The 19,483-nt window shown below is 52.9% G+C and carries 15 protein-coding genes; 6 read left to right on the top strand and 9 right to left on the bottom strand.

The features are described 5' to 3' along the window. The 6 genes from J3P35_RS06825 to J3P35_RS06800 form a co-directional block, all read right to left on the bottom strand. Positions 1 to 1,065 (bottom strand): DUF4249 domain-containing protein, encoded by a 1,065-nt coding sequence (locus J3P35_RS06825; protein ID WP_210463580.1) that lies wholly within the window; start codon positions 1,063 to 1,065, stop codon positions 1 to 3. A gap of 5 nt (positions 1,066 to 1,070) precedes the next feature. Then, the gene (locus J3P35_RS06820) at positions 1,071 to 3,773 is read right to left on the bottom strand and encodes a TonB-dependent receptor (RefSeq protein ID WP_210463579.1); all 2,703 of its coding nucleotides are present in this window, start codon (positions 3,771 to 3,773) and stop codon (positions 1,071 to 1,073) included. A 136-nt stretch (positions 3,774 to 3,909) separates the two neighbouring features. Further along, on the bottom strand, positions 3,910 to 4,437 hold the full coding sequence (locus J3P35_RS06815) for a gamma carbonic anhydrase family protein (RefSeq protein ID WP_210463578.1): 528 nt from the start codon (positions 4,435 to 4,437) through the stop codon (positions 3,910 to 3,912). Positions 4,438 to 5,058: 621 nt separating this feature from the next. Further along, the gene (locus J3P35_RS06810; RefSeq protein ID WP_210463577.1) at positions 5,059 to 6,039 is read right to left on the bottom strand and encodes a radical SAM protein; all 981 of its coding nucleotides are present in this window, start codon (positions 6,037 to 6,039) and stop codon (positions 5,059 to 5,061) included. 155 nt (positions 6,040 to 6,194) lie between these two features. Then, positions 6,195 to 8,642 carry a TonB-dependent receptor gene (locus J3P35_RS06805; RefSeq protein WP_210463576.1) on the bottom strand — a complete coding sequence of 816 codons (2,448 nt, stop codon included), beginning with the start codon at positions 8,640 to 8,642 and terminating at the stop codon, positions 6,195 to 6,197. A gap of 211 nt (positions 8,643 to 8,853) precedes the next feature. Further along, a complete protein-coding gene (locus tag J3P35_RS06800; protein WP_210463575.1) occupies positions 8,854 to 9,558 on the bottom strand; it encodes an endonuclease III domain-containing protein in 705 nt (234 codons plus the stop codon). A 101-nt stretch (positions 9,559 to 9,659) separates the two neighbouring features. Here J3P35_RS06800 and J3P35_RS06795 point away from each other — a divergent pair, with 101 nt between their 5' ends. Both J3P35_RS06795 and J3P35_RS06790 read left to right on the top strand, forming a co-directional pair. Further along, positions 9,660 to 10,379, top strand: a complete 720-nt coding sequence (locus J3P35_RS06795; protein ID WP_210463574.1) for an MBL fold metallo-hydrolase — start codon at positions 9,660 to 9,662, stop codon at positions 10,377 to 10,379. A 101-nt stretch (positions 10,380 to 10,480) separates the two neighbouring features. Beyond that, the gene (locus J3P35_RS06790) at positions 10,481 to 11,119 is read left to right on the top strand and encodes a DUF2238 domain-containing protein (protein WP_210463573.1); all 639 of its coding nucleotides are present in this window, start codon (positions 10,481 to 10,483) and stop codon (positions 11,117 to 11,119) included. A 78-nt stretch (positions 11,120 to 11,197) separates the two neighbouring features. Here J3P35_RS06790 and J3P35_RS06785 read toward each other — a convergent pair whose 3' ends face one another. The 3 genes from J3P35_RS06785 to accD form a co-directional block, all read right to left on the bottom strand. After that, a complete protein-coding gene (locus J3P35_RS06785; protein ID WP_210463572.1) occupies positions 11,198 to 11,836 on the bottom strand; it encodes a hypothetical protein in 639 nt (212 codons plus the stop codon). Positions 11,837 to 12,144: 308 nt separating this feature from the next. Further along, on the bottom strand, positions 12,145 to 12,864 hold the full coding sequence (locus J3P35_RS06780; protein WP_246850005.1) for an OmpA family protein: 720 nt from the start codon (positions 12,862 to 12,864) through the stop codon (positions 12,145 to 12,147). A gap of 192 nt (positions 12,865 to 13,056) precedes the next feature. Beyond that, positions 13,057 to 13,953 (bottom strand): acetyl-CoA carboxylase, carboxyltransferase subunit beta, encoded by an 897-nt coding sequence (accD, locus tag J3P35_RS06775; protein ID WP_210463571.1) that lies wholly within the window; start codon positions 13,951 to 13,953, stop codon positions 13,057 to 13,059. 556 nt (positions 13,954 to 14,509) lie between these two features. Between accD and J3P35_RS06770 the strand changes: the two genes are divergently transcribed. The 4 genes from J3P35_RS06770 (at position 14,510) to J3P35_RS06755 (ending at position 19,483) form a co-directional block, all read left to right on the top strand. After that, positions 14,510 to 15,220 carry an OmpA/MotB family protein gene (locus J3P35_RS06770; protein ID WP_210463570.1) on the top strand — a complete coding sequence of 237 codons (711 nt, stop codon included), beginning with the start codon at positions 14,510 to 14,512 and terminating at the stop codon, positions 15,218 to 15,220. 285 nt (positions 15,221 to 15,505) lie between these two features. Further along, on the top strand, positions 15,506 to 16,501 hold the full coding sequence (locus J3P35_RS06765) for an OmpA family protein (RefSeq protein ID WP_210463569.1): 996 nt from the start codon (positions 15,506 to 15,508) through the stop codon (positions 16,499 to 16,501). A 367-nt stretch (positions 16,502 to 16,868) separates the two neighbouring features. Continuing rightward, a complete protein-coding gene (locus J3P35_RS06760) occupies positions 16,869 to 17,333 on the top strand; it encodes a MaoC family dehydratase (protein WP_210463568.1) in 465 nt (154 codons plus the stop codon). A 743-nt stretch (positions 17,334 to 18,076) separates the two neighbouring features. Beyond that, positions 18,077 to 19,483, top strand: a complete 1,407-nt coding sequence (locus tag J3P35_RS06755; protein ID WP_210463567.1) for an RtcB family protein — start codon at positions 18,077 to 18,079, stop codon at positions 19,481 to 19,483.

Raw genomic sequence — 19,483 nt, 5'->3', positions numbered from 1 at the left:
TTACCAGAAAGGGGGTCGAATGGTAGTACTGTACTTCATGGTGAGGCAATCATCGGGGTACTTCAAGAGGGGCGGTACCACCGGCACATCTGACCGATTGATGAAGATTGCTTTTCTGGTAACCGCCGAAGCCCCGAAGAACCCATACACCGTTTCATCAGGATCAGTGGTGCTGGACAGGTTGCCTCTAGGGTTGGCCGGAGGCGGATCCAACACAGAACCGGTATTGCGGGTCTGGCTGATGAAAACCCGCCAGAAATCATAGGCTTCGGCAGAAACCGAGTACTGGGCCACCTCCAGATGATACCGCACATTGATGTTCTCGGCCGTCAAAGGCAGGTACCCAATGATCTGGCGATAACGGTTGCCGTCAAACAAGCGGTCTTCGCCCACTTCGGTGACCTTGGTGGTATCATAAACATAACAAGTCTTGCAACAGAGTTTGGGCATAGGAATAGGACCATTGCCCAGCGGTGGCCAGTACTCATAATCCCATGGTTGGGTGGAAACTTCAAAAATTCCCTGCCACTCCCAACGGTAGTAATTCTTTTCCCGGGCGGGGTCGGTCACATCCACTGAGACCTCGTAGCGGTAGTTGGGCGTCTCTTCTCCCTCTTTCACGGGCAACTTCTGGAACTGTAGCTGGATGTTTTCTACCGGAGGGCTGGCGGTGAGCAATTGCGCGGTAGAGGTATAGGACCGGCCATCTTTGAGTTTCACGCGCAGGGTGTACGCTTCGCCTACCTTCCCCCGCAATCCGTTGGGAGAGGTCTTGAAGATGCCCAATCCGTGCTCCATTAATATTTCCCGTTCGCCGGCACTACTGGTTATTTCCACCTGCGCCTTATCTAATTCCTGGTCCTTCAGGCCGGTTGGTCTTCCGTAGGGCGAGGTCATGGCGAGTTTCACGGTGTATGGGCCGGGTTCATTCGTCACCAAGCCCTCCACCACCAGACTTCTCACGTTGGCAGGCAGTTTTAAATCAACGGGCTCTACGCAGGAGATAAGCACGAGCGCAAGAAGCCAAAGAAAGCTGTTTTTCAAACCAAATTTATACGTTGCCATGGGGACTAGAATTTGAAGTCATACGTAATGGAAGGCAGGGGCACCCCCACCACAGAGAGCTTATACCCTTGGGGCGGAGCGCCCACATCGCGGCGGAAGAAGACGGAGTAGGCGTTCTGCCGGCCGTACACATTGTACACCGAAACGCTCCAGCGGCCCTCCCATTTTTTGTCTTTCCGGTGATTGGGCTCAATGGTCATGGACAGGTCCAGGCGGTGATAATCCGGGATGCGGGCCTGGTTCCGGTCACCGTAAACCGGCACCTCTACCCCTCCAACCATATACAGCCCGATGGGGGCCGTGGTAGGCCGTCCGGAGCTATAGATGAAGTTGGAGGTAAAAGCCAGGCGTTTGGTTAACTGGTAAGCGGCCACCACAGACACGGTGTGCGGCTTGTCATAGTTGGTAGGGTAAAAAGCCCCTTTGTTCACCTGCTCCTCTGGGAAAGCCCCGTTCACCTGAATCTCTGATCTGGAATAGGTATAGCTGGCCCACCCGGTTAAATCGCCCTGCTTTTTGGCAAGTTGCACCTCCACGCCGTAGGTGCGGCCTTTGCCGGGTAACAAATCAGCTTCAATGGTGGGGTTCAGCCAAAGCTCTGCGCCTTCTTTGTAGTCCAGTTGGTTCTGGATGCGCTTGTAGTAAGGCTCCACTGAGAATTCAATGGAATTGCCCGAGAAGTTGTGGAAGTACCCAATAGACCACTGATCGGCTACCTGCGGTTTCAGGTGCGTGTTGCTGGTTTGCCAGAAATCAATGGGCGCCACGGCCATAGCGCCTGAGATCAAATGCAGGTACTGCCGCATGCGCTGGTAACCGGCTTTAATAGAATTAACCTCTGTGATGCTGTACTTAAGGGATACGCGGGGCTCCAGGCCATGGTAGAACGCAATACCTTCCCCTGACCCGTAAGACAGCGTGTCTATGATGGTACGCTCCTGTTTGGGCTGGCCCGGCGCATACACATACACCTGCCCTGGCCCACGGTTCTGGTAAAAAGAATAGCGCAGCCCCAGCATGACGGTCCACTGCGGGGTAATGGTGTATTCATCACTGGCGAAGATGCCGCCTTCCAAGGCCTGGTTCTGGGTGAGGGCAATGGGGTTCACGCCGGAATTGGCCGAGGCCGGCTCCAGTTTGCCCGGTTGAAAGGTATGGTAAATCCCTTCCGCGCCAAACGCAAGTTGGTGTTGACGGGCATCGTAGTTCCCTTCGGCCTTTATACTCGCCGACCATATTCCGTTGCTGAACTTAGAGGCATTGGTAGAGTCCTGGTCCTCGATCCCGAACCGGTATTTACTGAACACCCCGCTCAAGGAACCCACTAACCGCTCACTGAAGGAATGGGTGTGTTTCAACGAGGCGCCTATGTTCTGCCAGGAATAGATACTGTCCTGGGTGAACCCGAAGGCATCATGGCTCACGTAACTGTTGAAACTGATTTTATCTTTGGCGCTGAACGTATGGGTCACGTTGGCGTTGCCGTCATAGAAGGCGGCGTGGGTCTGGCTTAACTGTTTGTCTTTGAGGCTATGCAAAACCCAGTTGGGGTAAGAAGCCCGGCCTGCCACCAGGAAAGTAGTCTTTGGGGAGAACAATGGGCCTTCCAGGGCCAGACGGCTGGTGATAGGCCCCACGCCTCCGTTGCCTTTGAGTTTGGTATTCTGGCCTTCTTTCTGCTGCACCTCCAGCACCGATGATAAGCGCCCGCCGTATTTTGGAGGAATGCCGCCGCGGTAAAAGTTAAGGTCCTTGACCACATCTGGGTTGAAGACCGAGAAAAAGCCGAAAAGATGCGAAGGGTTATAGATAGGAATCTGGCCCATGAGCAACAGGTTCTGGTCAGAGCCGCCGCCCCTTACGTTGAAGCCCGCCGAGCCCTCGCCCACAGAACTTACCCCAGGCAGCAGCATTACACTCTTTACCACGTCTACCTCGCCCATGAACGTAGGCATCTTCCTGATCACCCCTATGTTCAGTTTGTTCATGCCCATCTGCACAGTATTCACATTGCGGTCATTCAGGCCATCGGCGCGTACCTCCACCTCATTCAGGGCAACCACCGACTGATAGAGCTGCAGGTTCAGGGTACCGGCGGCATAGAGGCCCACCTGTCTTTCCTCGGGCAATAACTCAATGGATTTGTATGATACCAAGTGCTCGCCCATGGGCAGCAAAAGCCGGTACTCGCCATTGGCATCGGTTTGGTCGCCAATCGCCAGAGACGGCACAGAAACGGTAGCGCCTACCACGGGCTCTCCGGTTTTGGCACTGGTAACCCTGCCCCGCAGAGCCACTTTTTTATCGTCCTGGGCGTTTTTAGGCAACCCGAAGAGCAACCGGTTCAGGGGTTTGCCTTCATTGTCTTTGTAGACGATGGCCGGATGGTGGGCCGCCGATGGGAAGAGCATCACCGCATAATCATGGTACCAGGCCGCCTCCAGTTCTGTGTTCTCCAGCAGCGCCTCCACCACGGTGGTCACTTTCTCTCGCTCAAAATTTTTGGTCACCTTAAGGTTGGTTACCCATTCTGGCTTGAAGTAGAACCTGACCGGGGTTTTGGCTTGGATTTCCTGCAGGACCTGGGTGAGGGGGGCCTGTTGGTAACTGCCCGTGAAAAGGATTTCTGTGGGTGCCTGGGCATAGCCCCGCAGGCAGAAAAGAAAAGTCAGCACGAAGAGCCATAGCTGGCGGGGGAGAATAATCATAGAGTAAGGGGCAAGCTTGAGGAAAACTCCAATACGGGACAATTTAAATATTCAAAATGGTATATGCTTGTTAATTTTTATTGAACTCACTCGCTTCTACTAGCTCACCGAAGCAGGCCGGTCACCTCAGTCCGGCTTATTTCTTCTCCTCCCCTTCCTGGAACCAGCTGGCGTACATCACATAGTTACTGGCGGTTTGGGCCATGCCCGAGATTTGCTCCTGGGTGAGCGCTTTCACTTTCTTGGCGGGCACCCCGGCGTAGATGAAGCCCCCCTCGCAGATGGTTTTCTCCAGCACTACTGCGCCGGCCGCCACAATGCAGTGCTCCTGCACCACGGCATTATCCATGACAATGGCCCCCATGCCAATAAGCACGTTGTCTTCAATGGTGCAGCCATGCACAATGGCGTTGTGCCCGATGCTCACGTTGTTGCCTATGAAAGTGCCGGTCTTCTGGTAAGTGCAGTGAATGACGGCACCGTCCTGAATGTTGGTCTTATTCCCGATGCGGATCTGGTTTACATCGCCGCGTACCACGGCATTGAACCAAACGGTGCACTGGTCACCCATGACCACGTCTCCGGCAACAGTTGCATTAGGAGCCACAAAGCAATTTTCCCCTATAACTGGGTGAACCCCTTTAACAGGTAAAATGTAGGACATATTCTAAGTTTAAATGGAACAAAAGCTGAATATCTCCCTAAACATACAGGATAAAAACATCATTTTCTGATAAACCGGATCATACCTGAAAAGAATGCTACGGCCTATATACACAGGCTTTGTTCACATACTCATGCGTCCTAGTTAAGAAAAATCCCGGGCCACCTGAGCTTTAGAAAGTTACACTTATTTGTCCTTTAACACCAGTTTAAAGAATTAAGGCCTAAAACAGCAGCAGTCTTAAATCCGGCAACATCGCTTGGCCTGCCTTTCTAGAGCAATGTGCTTTAAAAAGAATTAGTCTGGTAAATCTAACATCATACAAACTAGGATCATCATTAAAGGTCTAGGGACGCAACGCCAATACTTCTGGTTTGCGCCAGCGTCCTGTGTTCTACCACCCACAAAGCCTTTAAGCCAGAAAAAAGGCAAAAAAGTATCGGGCAAGGTGTAGCCACGCCTTTTATAGGACAGTTGAACCACGGCTTACCCCCATACGCTTTTGCAGTTTCTAGAATATTTCTGAAAAAGAGCCCTCAAACGGGAAAATAGAGGAATTCTCTAGGTCAAATCCGGAAATGAAGCAGGCCATCTTTGGAATAAATAGGCTGAAAACGAGATTCAGGAAAGCATGCGTTTCCAGGTGCCTTTCCGGAGGCTGTACTTAAGGGTGCTGGGCAGGGCTTTCCACCAGTAGCTGTTCATTTCCACGGCAAAACTGGGCTGCATGTAGCAGTTGATGGTGCAGCCTTCGCAGGCAGGCAGGCGACCTTCCAGTGCAATGAGTTTCTTTACCTCGGGGGAGTTGTACAGCTCGTACAGGTTTCCTTGCACCGGGAACTTCTGCGCGCCCAGGTGATAACAAGGCAGGACCAGTTCGTTTTCCGGGGAAATAACCAACGTAGAGCTGGCGGCTTTGCAGATGGGTTTGTCTATGTGGTTGCCGCCGTCTTTGCGCAACTGCACAAAGGCCTCGTTCAGGTACACCCACTTCTTTTTGCTGAACGCAGAAAGGTAATTCAGTTCCTCCTGGGAAAGCTGATCCCCGGTTTCTACCTGGTTGTACTCAAAGGCGGGGTTCAGGAGCAGCATGAGCTTGTTGGGCAGGCAAATCTCTTCGTACACCCGCTCAATCTGGTCCAGGTTGTGCTTGAAAACAGTGAACAGGATATCGGGGCGCTCACCCAGGCTTTTGGCTACTTCAATAGACTGCAGCACGAAATCAAAGCAGGCCACACCGCGGCCGGTGTCATGCTCGGTTTTATCCGCTGAGTCCAGCGAGAAGTGCAGCATGTCTACCTTGCCTTTGAGGCGCTCGGCCCATTTGGGGTACAGCAGGCCGTTGGTGGTAAGGGTGGTAATGAACCCCATGCTTTGGGCCACCTCCAGAAACTGATCTATCTGCCGGTGCAGCAAAGGCTCGCCGCCGGTAAAGTCAATGACGTTCACGCCCAGTTTCTTCAGATCAGCCAGGTTCTTTTTGACATCCTCCAGTTGAATATAGGGCGATGGCTTTTCCCAGATGTCACAGAATGAGCATTTGGCGTTACACCGGTAGGTAACGTAGTAATTGCACAGGACGGGGTGGGAAATTAAGCGCATATTCTGGTAAACGGCTGCCTTAGCACCTGCAAGGTACGCATTGCTTACGGATTTAACTTACTGGCGGTGCCCAGCCCTTACTCTTGCCTGATCCGCTTTCGACCTGTTTTCTGAAAATACGACTTAAAACGCCTCAACACCCAGAGGGCTTCAACTCAAAACTCCAGCACAAACCCGATGGTAGGCAGAAAGGTCACCTCGTCTTCATCCAGGATCAGCGGAATGGCATTGGCGCCGTTGGGCTGGAGCGGCTGACCGTCTGTGGTAGCGAAGCCGGTATTGTCTGCGTTGCGCTCAAAAGTGTATTGCGGCAACGAGGGGCCCTTGAACCGGAAGATGTTCTGGATATCTACGTACAGGTCCAGGGTAGTGCGTTTGTAGTTCCACTTCTTGTCCAGGCGCACGTCCAGCTGTTGGAAGGAGCGCAGCCGAAGGGTGTTGAGCCGATCATAATCCAACAGGCCGGTGCCCAAAGAAGCATAGTTCCGCTGCGAGGCCTCCAGGTCAAACGGCGTGTAGGGCGAGCCTCCGGCGAAGCGGTATTTGGCGCCCAGTTCCCAGTTCCTGCCGAACTGCCAACCCAGCAACCCCGATACAAGATGCCTATTGTCCCACGCCGAGGCGAGGTAGTTATCATTGTTCAGCCCCGTGAACTCACTTCGCACCAGGGTGTAGGAAATCGAGCCGTAGAGGCCGCGGGTAAGTTTCTGCTGGAAAAAGAACTCGGCCCCGTAGGCACGTCCCTTGCCGACGCTAGCCACCGCCTCGTTCCCAATCGCCCCAAACTCAATTCCTTGGTTGGCCAGGGAAATCCCATCGCGCAGCGAAACCGGATAATTGGCGTAGCGCTTGTAGAAACCTTCTACGGTAAGGCGGTTGGCAATGGTAGGCAGAAACTCAAAACCGGCTACGTAATGCGTGGATCTGATGTAATCGCTGTTCTTGTTGGCGTAAGCGCCGGTGGCATCTTTGTAGCCTAGCACCGTGTAGATGGGCAGACGGTAATAAGTTCCCACGGAGGCGTTCAGTTTCCATTGCTCGGCTAATGCGTAAGATGCGGACATCCGCGGTGAAAGCGTCTTGAGCGGGTTATTTCCGTCAGAGGTGAACGAGTTCATATCGGTGCGCACGCCCAGGGAAAGGCTTAGTTTGTCCTGCCAAAAGCCTTTGGACGCTTGCCCGTATATGCCGTAGCGGAAGAAATTCAAATCGGAATCAAAATCCAGAACCACGCGGGGTTGCACCACGTTGCCGTTCTGGTCGCGCACTTCCTGCCGTATCTGGCTGTAGAAGTCATTGGTATATCCCACGTACTGCCCGATGGCCCCGTAAGAGAACTTCCAGCCGCCCACGAACTTATTCACGTCTATCCGCAGTTTGTTCTCCTTTTCCTGCGACCGGGCCTTGAGCACCCTGCGGGATTCATCTCCGTACTGCGCGTCCTCAAAGCGGTCCAGGCCGTTTTTAAACACGTTCCGGCTCAGAGCCACCTGCACAAAACCGTTTTCCAGTGAGCGCTTCAGACTGGCGCCCACGGTGTAGTTCCATTGGTCAATGAGTGGGTTAGACCGCAATATGTACTCATTTTCCGGTGATGATTTTTTGGGTATACCAAACCTGAATTCGTCAATGGCTCCAATACCCAAGGCCGTGAGAGTGGTTTTGGAATCCAGTTGGTGCGTGACCTTGTACTGAAAATCCCAGTAGTTAGGCCTGATAGGTAAATCAATGGCTTTGAACAACAGCTGCAGATAAGAGCGACGCGCTGAGGCCAAAAACGTGGTTTTAGGCGCGAGCGGACCTTCCAGGGTACCAGCCAGCTCGGTGGCGCTCATGCGAATGTTACCCTGCAGACGGTCGGGGTTGCCGTCCCGCTGCTTAAATTGAAATACACTAGAGAGGGCATTGTCATAGCGGGCATCAAAGGCGCTGGTGCTCAGGGTCACATCCTCAATAAAGGACACATTTAAAATTCCCTGCGGCCCCCCGCTGCTGCCCTGCGTAGAAAAGTGGTTGATCACCGGAATCTCAATCCCGTCCAGAAAGAAGACGTTCTCGCCGGGTCCGCCGCCCCTAATCACAATGTCGTTCCGGAAACCGGCGCCCGTGCTACCTGCCCCGGCCACGCCCGGCAACGTCTGAATCACGCGGGAGATGTCAAAATTACCGCCCGGGTTGCTCTTGATTTCCTCGCTGCTCAGACTCTGGATAGACAGCGGGGTCTCCAGCGTTGCGGCCCTAATGGACCGGTCTGCCGTGATGTTCACCTCCTGCAGCTTATTCTGGCTGGGGGTAATCTCCAAGTTGAGGGTAAGGGCGTTGCCCGAGGTCACCGGCACGTTATACCGCGTCACCGGTTCATAGCCCAGGTAAGAAGCTTTGAGGTTGTAGTTGCCCGTGGGCACATTCTCCAGCCGGTACCGGCCCTGCGCATCAGTGGCGACGGCAAGAGTAATTTCCTCCAATGTCACCGTGGCGCCAATCACCGGTTCCTGGGTGTTTCTATCGCGCACCACGCCGGTGATTCTGCCGGTGTTTTGGGCCTGCGCCTGAAAAACAAGGAAAAAGGAAATCAGGAAAAAGAGCGCGTAAAATCTATGCATGGTGATGTGAAAGAAGAGCAGGAGCCTTTAGAAGGCAAACCAGAACGGGAGGTAATTGTTTGCCCAGTATTTAAAAGGCCCAAACGAATAGAGCGCAGTACTGCAAAACCCTTTGGCACTACTTTTTGAAAACCAGCCAATAAATACAGGGGCTTAGAAAACAACGTAAGCCTTATCCATTTTTTGCCATCAAGATGAAGTAGGTTCTTCCTTAATCCAGACCTTTCAGGCGCACGTCATGGTAGTAGTTGCAGAGGTCTTGCAGCACGCAGACCTCACATTTGGGCGCACGCCAGGTACAGATTTTCTGGCCGTGTTTGAGCATGTGCCGGTGCAGGTTATAGAGCACCAGCGCATCTTTGGGCAGCAGGTCCAGCAGAATCTGGTGGGCTTTGTCATGGGTGACCTTGGCACCAATGAGCCCCACCCGCTGACTGATGCGGTGCACATGCGTGTCTACCGGGAACACCGGCTTATGGAAATTAAACAAAAGCACCAGGGTAGCGGTTTTGAGCCCGACCCCAGGCAAAGACATAAGCCAGGCCATGCCCTCGGGCACGTCTAGGTCATGGAGAAAATCAAGGGAAAAGTCTGGGTGGTCTTGTTGGATGAGGCGCAGCGCTTTCTGTATGTTTACCGCTTTGGCCCCCGGGAACTCGGCGGGCGCCAGGGCCTGGGTGAGCTCCTCTACCGGCGCGTCTATCACCTGCTGCCAGGAAGGGAATTTCTCCAGCATCTGAAAATAGGCTTTCTCTTCGTTAGCATGGGTGGTGCGGTGCGAGAGCATGGTGGAAATAAGCTCGCGCATGGGATCGCGGCGCGGATGCCCGGAAAGATGACCGAAAACTTCATTCAGCCGTATATGAACTTGCCATATCTTTTCAGCAGGAGAAAGTTGCTGATGCGCTTCAGCCATAATCTTTTATTTTCTCCTCTAAACGGTCCCCCGGTGGTAAGGTTTGCGTCAAATACTCTTCCACTTTGAGTACAAATGCGTGTTTTGAAGAACAAACGACTATGAAATTCACCTTCTTAGGGACAGGCGGAGCTTTTGACGTGGTCTACGGCAACTCCGCGGCAATTGTGGAATTTAAAGGGCACTCCATTCTGCTGGACTGTGGCTTTACCGTATACCCCACGCTACGGCAGCACCAGCTCACCCGCAACCTTGAATACATTCTGCTCACGCACCTGCACAATGACCATACAGGCAGCCTGGCCAATATTCTGCTGCACTGCCACTACTTCAACACCCATTGCCGGCCCTCTATTCTTTACCCCGATGATGATTTCCGGGATGAGATCTATGAGTTCCTGCGGCTCCAGATACAAAAACCAGAGAAGTACGCCGATTTTATCCCGCTATCAGAGTTGCCGGGCATCACCGCCGTGGACACCTTTGGCCAGCACGCGGAGCGGCTACAATCATACGCTTACATATTTGAAGAAAACGGAGAAAGAATTGTCTTCTCAGGAGACCTGGGTCAACCCGAGTCATTGTTTGCGTTTCTTCGGGGCATGCCGCCCAAAGCCACCACGGTTTTCCATGACATCACTTTCTCTGAGGGGAACCCCGCCCACACGCACTATAAGAAACTGATTCCGCTGGCGCAGGACTACCACATCTTGGGCTACCACTGTGACCCTACCCAGAACCCGGAGGACAATCCACTGCCCCTGGTATATCACCGGCCGGAGCTACTGCTTTCTTCCCGGCTGGAGGAAGCGGTAGGCTAACCCATTTACAACTTCATCGTTCACCTAAGAGATTCCCCAGGAGCCGGCCCCTGCTGTCAGGCCGCTTCTGATATCTTGTACAGAAAAAGACCTCCTTCGGCATGGCCTTCACCTTCGCGACCGATCAACACCATACCTCTTTCCTTAGAAACCCGCTCCTTATCCTGTATGCTGTCCTTTTTGGAGCTTTCTGGACCTATACCGGCTTTAACACCCCAGACCTGAAGAACTGGTGGCTGGAGAACACGCTTACCCTGAGTGCGGTCATTTTCCTGGTGGCCTACTACAAATACTTCCAGTTCTCAGATTTTAGCTATACCTGCATGTTTCTGTTCATGATGCTGCACGTCTACGGAAGCCAGTACACCTACGCCGAGAACCCTTTCGGGTACTGGGTCAAAGACCAGCTGCACCTGGAACGCAACCACTATGACCGTCTGGTGCACTTCGGGTTCGGGTTTCTCCTGTCTTACCCTATGCATGAGATCTTCAAGACCCGAACCAAGGTGAGTCCCTTCTTCAGCTACATTCTGCCCATTGAACTGACCATTAGCCTGGGAGCCATCTATGAACTGATTGAATGGGCCGTGGCCGATGTCTTTTTCCCTACCCGCGGCATGGCCTACCTGGGCACCCAGGGCGATGTCTGGGATGCCCAGAAAGACATTGCCGTGGCGCTGCTGGGCGCTGCCATTACCATGTCTGCGGTGCGCTTCTCCCGCAAAAAAGAAAGCCGCTGATCTGTTTTGCGCCTGTTTCTGTTAAAACGGCTTCAAAACAAATCAGCGGCGCAGAAAGCCTGCCGCCTTCAGCGGAGCTTAATCATCGTACTTGATCTTGATATCGTTCCCCTCAATCTTCACTTTCCCGCGCGGGGTTTCAATCTTGGTTTCCTCGGTTGATATTTTGATTTTGGTGTCACCGGCCACGTACTTCACGTCTTTGGAGGCGCGCCGGTAATAGTGCTGCCGCCGGAGCCAGTAGTTTCTCAGTTGGGGCAGATCCATCTGGTTTGACCGCCGGGCATCCCGCGCCAGGGCCTGCTGCAACTGCGCCCGGGTAGGCCTTACGTATTTTCTTTTGGCGGTAGTTCCTTTGCTGGCGGTGGCCTTTGGGACAGAACCAGAGGCTGAAGAAGACCTGGCCACTCCGCTCTCAGCGGGAGCTGCGGAAGAAGAATTTGCGGAGGTAGCCGTTGCGGTTCCTCTATTGGCCACGGCACCGGAGGCTGTTTCCTCTTCTCCATACTCCTCGTAGTCCCCTGTGCCGGCATAGTCGGCTGTGTCGGTCTCTGACAAGACAGTATCCACTTCCAGGGTATCCGGGGTGAGAACCAGCGTATCTTCCGTTGAGGTTTTAGGCAGATCGGCTACCGCTTCCTTTTCTTTGACCCGGTCGCAGGCCCCCAATGCAGAAAGAAAAAGCACCAGAAAAAGCCCGTTCGTTAATTTTCCCATTCTCTTCGCTTTGTTGGTTTCCTCCCCTAAACGCGGAAAACCGCGCGAGGTTAGCCCCGCCTTGCCTGGCTACCAAGCCGTTTCAGCGTTGATTTAGGAAAAACATGCTGAAAATGGGTTTGGGATGATGGTTGCGGATTGGGCTCATTTCCAAGAATGGACAGACCTACCCCCTGCCCCTCCAGGGAGGGAGAATTCGCTTAGCAGCGCTATTGATGCTGGAACTGCCTTGGCGGCTGTTTGGCTTGAGCAAAAAGAAAAAGGCTAGCCGTTTGGCTAGCCTTTATTATAAAGAGAGATCAGTTTCCTTATTTAATCTCGCCACGCTCAGCGGCTTTCTTCAGTTCTTCGCTGGCGAAGATGGCAACCTCTACGCGGCGGTTTTGTTGACGGCCGGCGGCAGTTGAGTTATCAGCCACTGGTTGGGTTGAACCGTAACCGCGGGTCTGCAGACGGCTAGGCTCTACGCCAAGGGAAGTAGCATAGTTGGCAACGGCCTGAGCTCTGCGCTCAGACAAAGGCTGGTTGATGGCATCGGTACCAGTGTTATCAGCGTGACCTTCAATGAGTACGTTGGTACCTGGGTACTTCTTCAAAGTCTCGGCCAGTTTCTGGATGTCTTGTTTAGAAGAAGCCTGCAGCTCTGCAGAGTTAGTAGCGAAAAGAAGACCAGCGTCAAAAGTTACTTTGATACCTTCACCCACACGCTCTACCTGGGCATTTTTCATCTCGCGCTCAAGTTCTTCGGCTTGCTTATCCATCCGGCGTCCGATCACAGCACCAGTGGCACCTCCTACGGCAGCCCCAATGATAGCACCACGGGCAGTGTTCCCGGTGGCTTTACCAATGATACCTCCTAAGATAGCACCGCCACCAGCTCCAATGATACCGCCCTTGGCTGTTTTATTCATGCCCTTTTTCTGGGTAGTCGTGGTCGTATCAGTGGTTGCCGTCTGGCTAGATTTGCAGGAAGAGAAAAGCAAACTTCCTACTAACATGGCGGTGAATGTTCCTTTTAAAATTTTCATAGTCTTGGTTTTTGGTTGTAAACGTAAGCTTAAAGTTGGTTAGTATCGGGGATACATACTGAATTTTAAATAAAATGTTCCCAATCATCCCCTGTCTATTGGGAGTGCAATAATAATCGTGCCAGACCTGAAATAAAAAGACCCGCCTCTTCCGGAGACGGGTCTTCTCTGATTTTCTGGGCCCAGAAAGGCTTATTTCACCGTTACAGCTTTCTTTTCATTCTCCACCGGCGCCGGAATTTCCTCGGGCTTAAGCAGGGTTAAAAGGCTATGGATGCGGTCTTTCAATTCTTTCCGGTGCACAATGAAATCCAGGAACCCGTGCTCCAGCACAAACTCGGCGCTCTGGAAGCCTTTGGGCAAATCTTTTCCTATGGTTTCTTTGATCACGCGCGGCCCGGCAAACCCAATGAGGGCACCCGGCTCTGAGATGTTGAAGTCTCCCAGCATGGCGAAAGAGGCAGTTACCCCTCCGGTAGTTGGGTCGGTGAGCAGAGAGATATAAGGTACCTTCTCCTCAGAAAGCAAGGCCAGCTTTGCAGAGGTCTTGGCCATCTGCATGAGCGAGTAACCGGCTTCCATCATCCGGGCGCCGCCCGATTTGGAGATCATGAGGAACGGTATCTTGTTCTCGCGGCTGTAGTCAATGGCGCGGGCGATCTTCTCACCCACCACTGAGCCCATAGACCCGCCAATGAAGTTGAAGTCCATACAGGCTACCACCAGGTCAAGGCCGTTGATGGTACCGTGGGCGGTACGGACGGCGTCTTTGAGGTTGGTTTTGCGCTGAGTGGCCTTGATACGGTCTGGATAAGGTTTGGTATCCACGAAGTGCAGCGGGTCTGAGGAGCTCAGGTTGGCATCCAGCTCCTGGAACTCGTTCTCGTCAAACAGCACCTCAAAGTACTCCTGTGAGTTGATGCGGTCATGGTAATCGCATTTGGCACACGTATACAGCTGTTGCCGGTGCTCGGCAGTGCTGATGACGGTCTTACACTCGGGGCATTTGTGCCACAGACCGTCTGGGGTTTCTTTTTTCTGCTCCGTTGGGGTGACGATCCCTTTTTCTACTCTTTTAAACCAAGCCATATGATGCTCTAAAGGTTTTTATCAACAATGAAGCCTCCAGTGGGGAAACCGCAAGCAGTTACAATACGCGTGCAAAGATAAAAAAGAAAAGATAGCTCCCTAGTTTACCATCCAAAACCAACTCTTTCTCTGTGCAGAGAAGTTGTACCCGTTTTCCGTCCTATTTGTTTTCCCTTGTGCCAGAAGAAATAAGCTTTCCACGGATTGGGTTTTTCTGCCTCGCTCTCCCCCTCATCCCTCCTGGCACCCGCGCTCTTTTGCGGCTGTTTTCATGAAACCACCCTGAAAACAGAAAGTGCATTGTCCGGGTCTTCCCCGGAATGCCCGTCTTCCTGGAATTGCCGTTTACGCCTAAGCTTCTGCCGGGTTCCGGAATGCGTCTTCCATAAACCTCACTTACTTAATACTTTACAACGAACAGAAAGTAAATTAGAATACTTAAGGCAATTATTATTTATTTGCGTCCGTTTCAAAGCCGGGTCTCAGGGGGTAGCCAACCAGCCCCCGCCGGGCTCTTTTACGTCGTCACCAAACCATTAGTATAAAATAAGCACCTATGAAGAAAACACGTTTCGCCTCATCCGCCGCCGCCTTAGTTTTGGGAGTAGCTGTCCTGGGTTCCTGTGTCTCTAGTAAGAAGTACAAGGAGTTGGAAGCAAGTAAAAATGCGCTGGAAAACGAGAAAACCGCTGCTCAGCGCAGCCTGGAACAAGCCAACGCCGATCTGCGTGACCGTGACGCCAAACTGGCGCAGTACCAACAGCAGATAGCCCAGAAAGAAAGAATCCTTAACGAGCTGCGCGAATCTGTGAACGAGGCGCTGGCCGGCTTCAAGGAGCAGGGCCTGACGGTGGCCATCCGCGAGGGTAAGGTGTACGTGACCATGCCGGAGAAACTGCTCTTCGCCTCGGGCAGCACCAAGGTGAACCCCAACGGGCAGAGTGCGCTGGGTAAACTGGCCAACGCCATCCGCTCGCAGCGCGATACCGAGATCATGATTGAAGGCCACACCGATGACGTAGCAGTAGCCGCCGACAACGTGACCTACAAAGACAACTGGGACCTGAGCGTGCTGCGCGCCACCGAGATCACCCGCCTGCTTATCAACAACGGGGTACCGCCCCAGATGGTAGTGCCTGCCGGCCGTGGCCAGTACACCCCTGTGGCCATGACCCGTACGCCGGAGGCCCGCCAAAGCAACCGCCGCACCGAGATCATCCTGGCGCCTAACTTTGACAAAATCCTGAAACTGATCCAGAACAACTAAGTTTCTGGCCATAGTCCTGATTTTATTATAATAGACAGACGAAAGCTGCAAAACAGCATTAATCAAAGAAGCCGGGCGCTAAGTCCGGCTTCTTCCGTTTTAGGCCCTTTTTAAGGAAAATAGCCTAAAAACGGAGCCTCGGCTTTGGCTAACATCCCTGCCTGCTTATCTTTGGGTATCTGCCGGCATCTGGATGGCAAGGCACTTGTTTCTTTGCTCCTCACCGTCTGGCCCAAACTCACTACAACCCTTGAATTTGCATTTTTAACTTTACAAAGCCCTGTCATGTTTCACCAACCCTTGCTCCGCTACGCCGGGGTAGCCCTCCTGAGCACGGTCCTGTTAGGCTCGTGTACCACTACCAAGAAATACAACGCCGTGCTGGCCCAGAAAGTAAAGCTGGAGCGCGACAAAGCCGATTGCCAGAGTGCCCTCTCCAAATCAAAGAAGGAAAGCGCCGATCTCTCCAAGCAGGTGGCTGACCTCACCGAGTACCGCTCCCAACTGGCCGCCGACACCACCCTGCTGGGCAGCACCCTCAGGAAAACGCAGAGCCTCTACGCAGATCTGAGCAGCACCTATGACAAGCTCATCAAAAACCATGACCGCCTCATGGCCAACAGTGCGCTGGAGTCCTCCAAACTTTCTAAAGACCTCTCGCGCCGCGATGAAGAACTGAACAAACTGAACGAAACCCTGAGCAAGAACCGCTCGCAGCTGGACCAACTGAGCAAAGACCTCAAAACCCGCGAAGACCGCCTCAATGAACTGGAGCGCATCCTGGCCGAGAAAGACAAAGCGGTGAACGCCCTACGCACCAAGGTTAGCAACGCCCTGCTGGGCTTCAACAGCAAAGACCTGTCGGTGAACGTGCGCAACGGTAAAGTGTACGTGTCGCTTTCTGAGCAACTGCTGTTCAAATCCGGCTCCACCAAAGTAGACGTGAAAGGACAGGACGCCCTGCGCAAACTGGCTACCGCCCTCAAAGACCAACAGGACGTGAACGTGGTAGTGGAAGGCCACACCGATGACGTACCCGTGGCTAGAGGCACCGCCGGCATGCAGGACAACTGGGACCTGAGCGTACTGCGCGCCACCGAGATTACCCGCATCCTGACCACCGCCGGACTGGCCGGAACCAAGATTACCCCATCGGGCCGCGCCGAAAACGTGCCTTTGGATGTAGCCAAAACCGCCGATGCCCGCCAGAAAAACCGCCGCACCGAGATCATCCTCACGCCTAAGCTGGATGAACTCTTCCAGATTCTGGAGGCGAACTAATTTCGAAAAGGTCTCAAATTGCTTTAATAGGTAGGCTGTCCATTCTTTCCCTTTGTCATCCTGGAAGGATCTTGTGGGCAAGCTAGAAAAGCAGAGAATACACGCTTTTACCGTTCGCGACCAAGTTCCTTTCAGGATGACAAGTAGAACAGGAGGACATTTGGAAGGACGCTTAAAGGTCGTTTTCCCGAAAAGAGAGCCAAAACGCCGGTAACATTCACTGGCGTTTTGGCTCTTCCTTTTTAGCTATTTGCCCAGCTGGGAACGTTAGTTTCAGGGGGTTCTTCGGCTAAACTTTCACAAATACATAAAAGAGGTTACCTTTAGTCCTTCATCCCCGCAAATTCCAGTAAGAAAAAGAGATTTCATGAGCAAGATTACCATCCGCAGTTTCCAGGACTTACAGCAGTACGAAGGAACTGAAATAGGTGTGTCTGACTACCACACCATTACCCAGGAGCAGATCAATCTCTTCGCCGACGCCACCTTAGACCACCAATGGATTCACCTGGACACTGAGCGGGCGAAAACAGAATCACCGTTTAAAACCACCATCGCGCACGGTTATCTCACGGTATCGCTGCTGCCTTTCCTTTGGGGCCAGATCATTTCCATTGAGAACCTCAAAATGCAGGTGAACTATGAGATTGAGAGCCTGCGCTTCAACCAGGCCGTAACCGTAGACAGCGCCCTGCGCCTACGCGTGAAACTGCTCTCGGCCAAAGACCTGAGGGGTGTGATCAAGGCCCGCCTGGAAGTGACCATGGAGATTGAAGGCAGCAAAAAACCGGCTTTCAACGGCATCATCACGTTCCTGTACCATTTCAATTAAGGCAAACCCTTTACAAGTTTTATATAGTGCGCAGCTATGGTTGCGCACTATTTTTTTGCACATGCCCCTCTTTTATACGCTAGTATCTGCTCAATTAAAAACTGATAATTACTTGCCAATATAAATCCGTAAGTCTAGATTTGCGCTCCTATTATTCCTCTCTTAAGTGCAACCCTTATAAATACAGGAGGAAAAACAATGCTAGAAGTACGCAACATATCGCCCCTCCTGCTCATTGCTTAGTAACAGCAAGGCAACCTCTATTACCTATATTTTCAGACCTTTTCTGATTAGCTAATAGCCTCCGTGTGCTTTGCCGGCTGCTTTCCAGGCAGATGACTAATTCTTCGTTTTCAAGAAAACAGGCCCTCTGTGCCTTTCTTTACGAAAAGAACGGATGAGTTAATTCATCGCCCAGGTAGCACATCTCATTTTACTCTACAATAGAGCTATCCTCTCTCCCTACTTGCTTATAGCCTGGCTACGCACTTTTGTGCTTATCTCAGCGCATCAGGTGGTCTATCTTGATAGGTATTTACCGGCAACGGGGCTTTTCAAAATGCCGGTTAACAAACCTGTTTATCAATCCTGTTTAACCTATAACACCTTACCGCTATGTTGGTCATTCCTCAAAAATCGGCAGACCTGGTTTCAGAAATCGGTCTGTTTTCTCTAAAACAGCCGCAAAATGCAAAGGCTGTTCAATCAAAAGAAACAGATAACGGAAGAATCAAACATCGCCTATGGGCAAATATTCTATCAAGTCGAAGGACTTAAGTAAAATCGGGTACCGCGATGATGTGGCAAGAGGATTGGCTATGAACCTAGCCGCCCGTCATTTCAAGCATGCCCCCAAAGAAGAAGTAATACAGGTGCTGCAGGAGGTACTGCTGCAGCCCGATGCTTATCAGGAGCATCCGTTCCTGGCCCCGTTGGCCTTGAAACTGGCTCCGCCTCAGAAACAGAAATCCTTAACGTCGCACACGCTACTGCCCACCGCCGGACCCGTGAAAATCTACGGAAACCAGGGCATTGAAGCCGCGGCCAAAAAGCAGATGGAGCTGGCCATGCGCTTGCCGGTGGCGGTACAAGGTGCCCTCATGCCCGATGCGCACGCCGGGTTCGGACTGCCCATTGGCGGCGTGCTGGCCGTGGAGAATGCGGTGCTGCCGTACGCGGTGGGGCTGGACATCGGCTGCCGCATGGCGCTTTCCATTTTCGATCTGCCGGAGCGGTACCTGCAGAGCAACACTTACCAGTTGAAGCAAGCCCTGAAGGAATTCACCCACTTTGGCATTACCGGCGGACTGGAATTTGCGCAGGAACACGAGGTGCTGGACCGAAAGGAATTTCAGCAAACCGAGTTGCTCCGGAAACTGCACGGCAAAGCGGTGAGACAATTGGGTTCCTCAGGCGGAGGCAATCACTTTGTGGAGTTCGGCCTGATTGAGATGGCCGAGAACAACAGTCTGGGCTTACCGGCCCAGACATACGTGGCGCTGCTGTCGCATTCCGGCTCCCGTGGGTTGGGCGCTGCGGTGGCCAAGCATTACACCAACCTGGCCGTGGATACCTGCAAACTTCCCCGCGAGGCGCAGCAACTGGCCTGGCTCTCCCTGGACAGCGAGGCCGGACAGGAGTACTGGCTCAGCATGAACCTGGCCGGTGATTACGCCCGAGCCTGCCATGACCGCATCCACCTGAACCTAGCCAAAGCCATGGGTGAGAAACCGCTGGCGCGGGTAGAGAATCACCACAACTTCGCATGGAAAGACACCCTGCCCGATGGCCGGAAGGTGATCATCCATCGCAAAGGAGCCACACCGGCCCACGCGGGTGAGTTAGGCATCATCCCCGGCAGCATGACCACGGCAGGTTACCTGGTCAGCGGCAAAGGCTGCGCCGATGCGCTGTATTCTTCCTCGCACGGCGCAGGCCGCAGATTATCAAGGGGCAGGGCCAAAGAGAGCTTTACCATGTCGGCGATGAAGAAGGCGATTGCGGGCGCGGGTGTCACCCTCATTGGGGGCAGTACCGAAGAGTTCCCGCTGGCCTACAAAGACATTGAAGCGGTGATACAGGCACAGACCCAGTTGGTAGACATTCAGGGCAGGTTTTTACCGAAGGTGGTACGCATGAACAAAGAATAA

This window comes from Rufibacter roseolus (assembly GCF_017916365.1).
In the GTDB taxonomy this organism is placed as follows: Bacteria; Bacteroidota; Bacteroidia; order Cytophagales; family Hymenobacteraceae; genus Nibribacter; species Nibribacter roseolus.
Note: the sequence above shows the minus strand (reverse complement) of the source record. Positions and strands in the feature narration are given on the sequence as shown.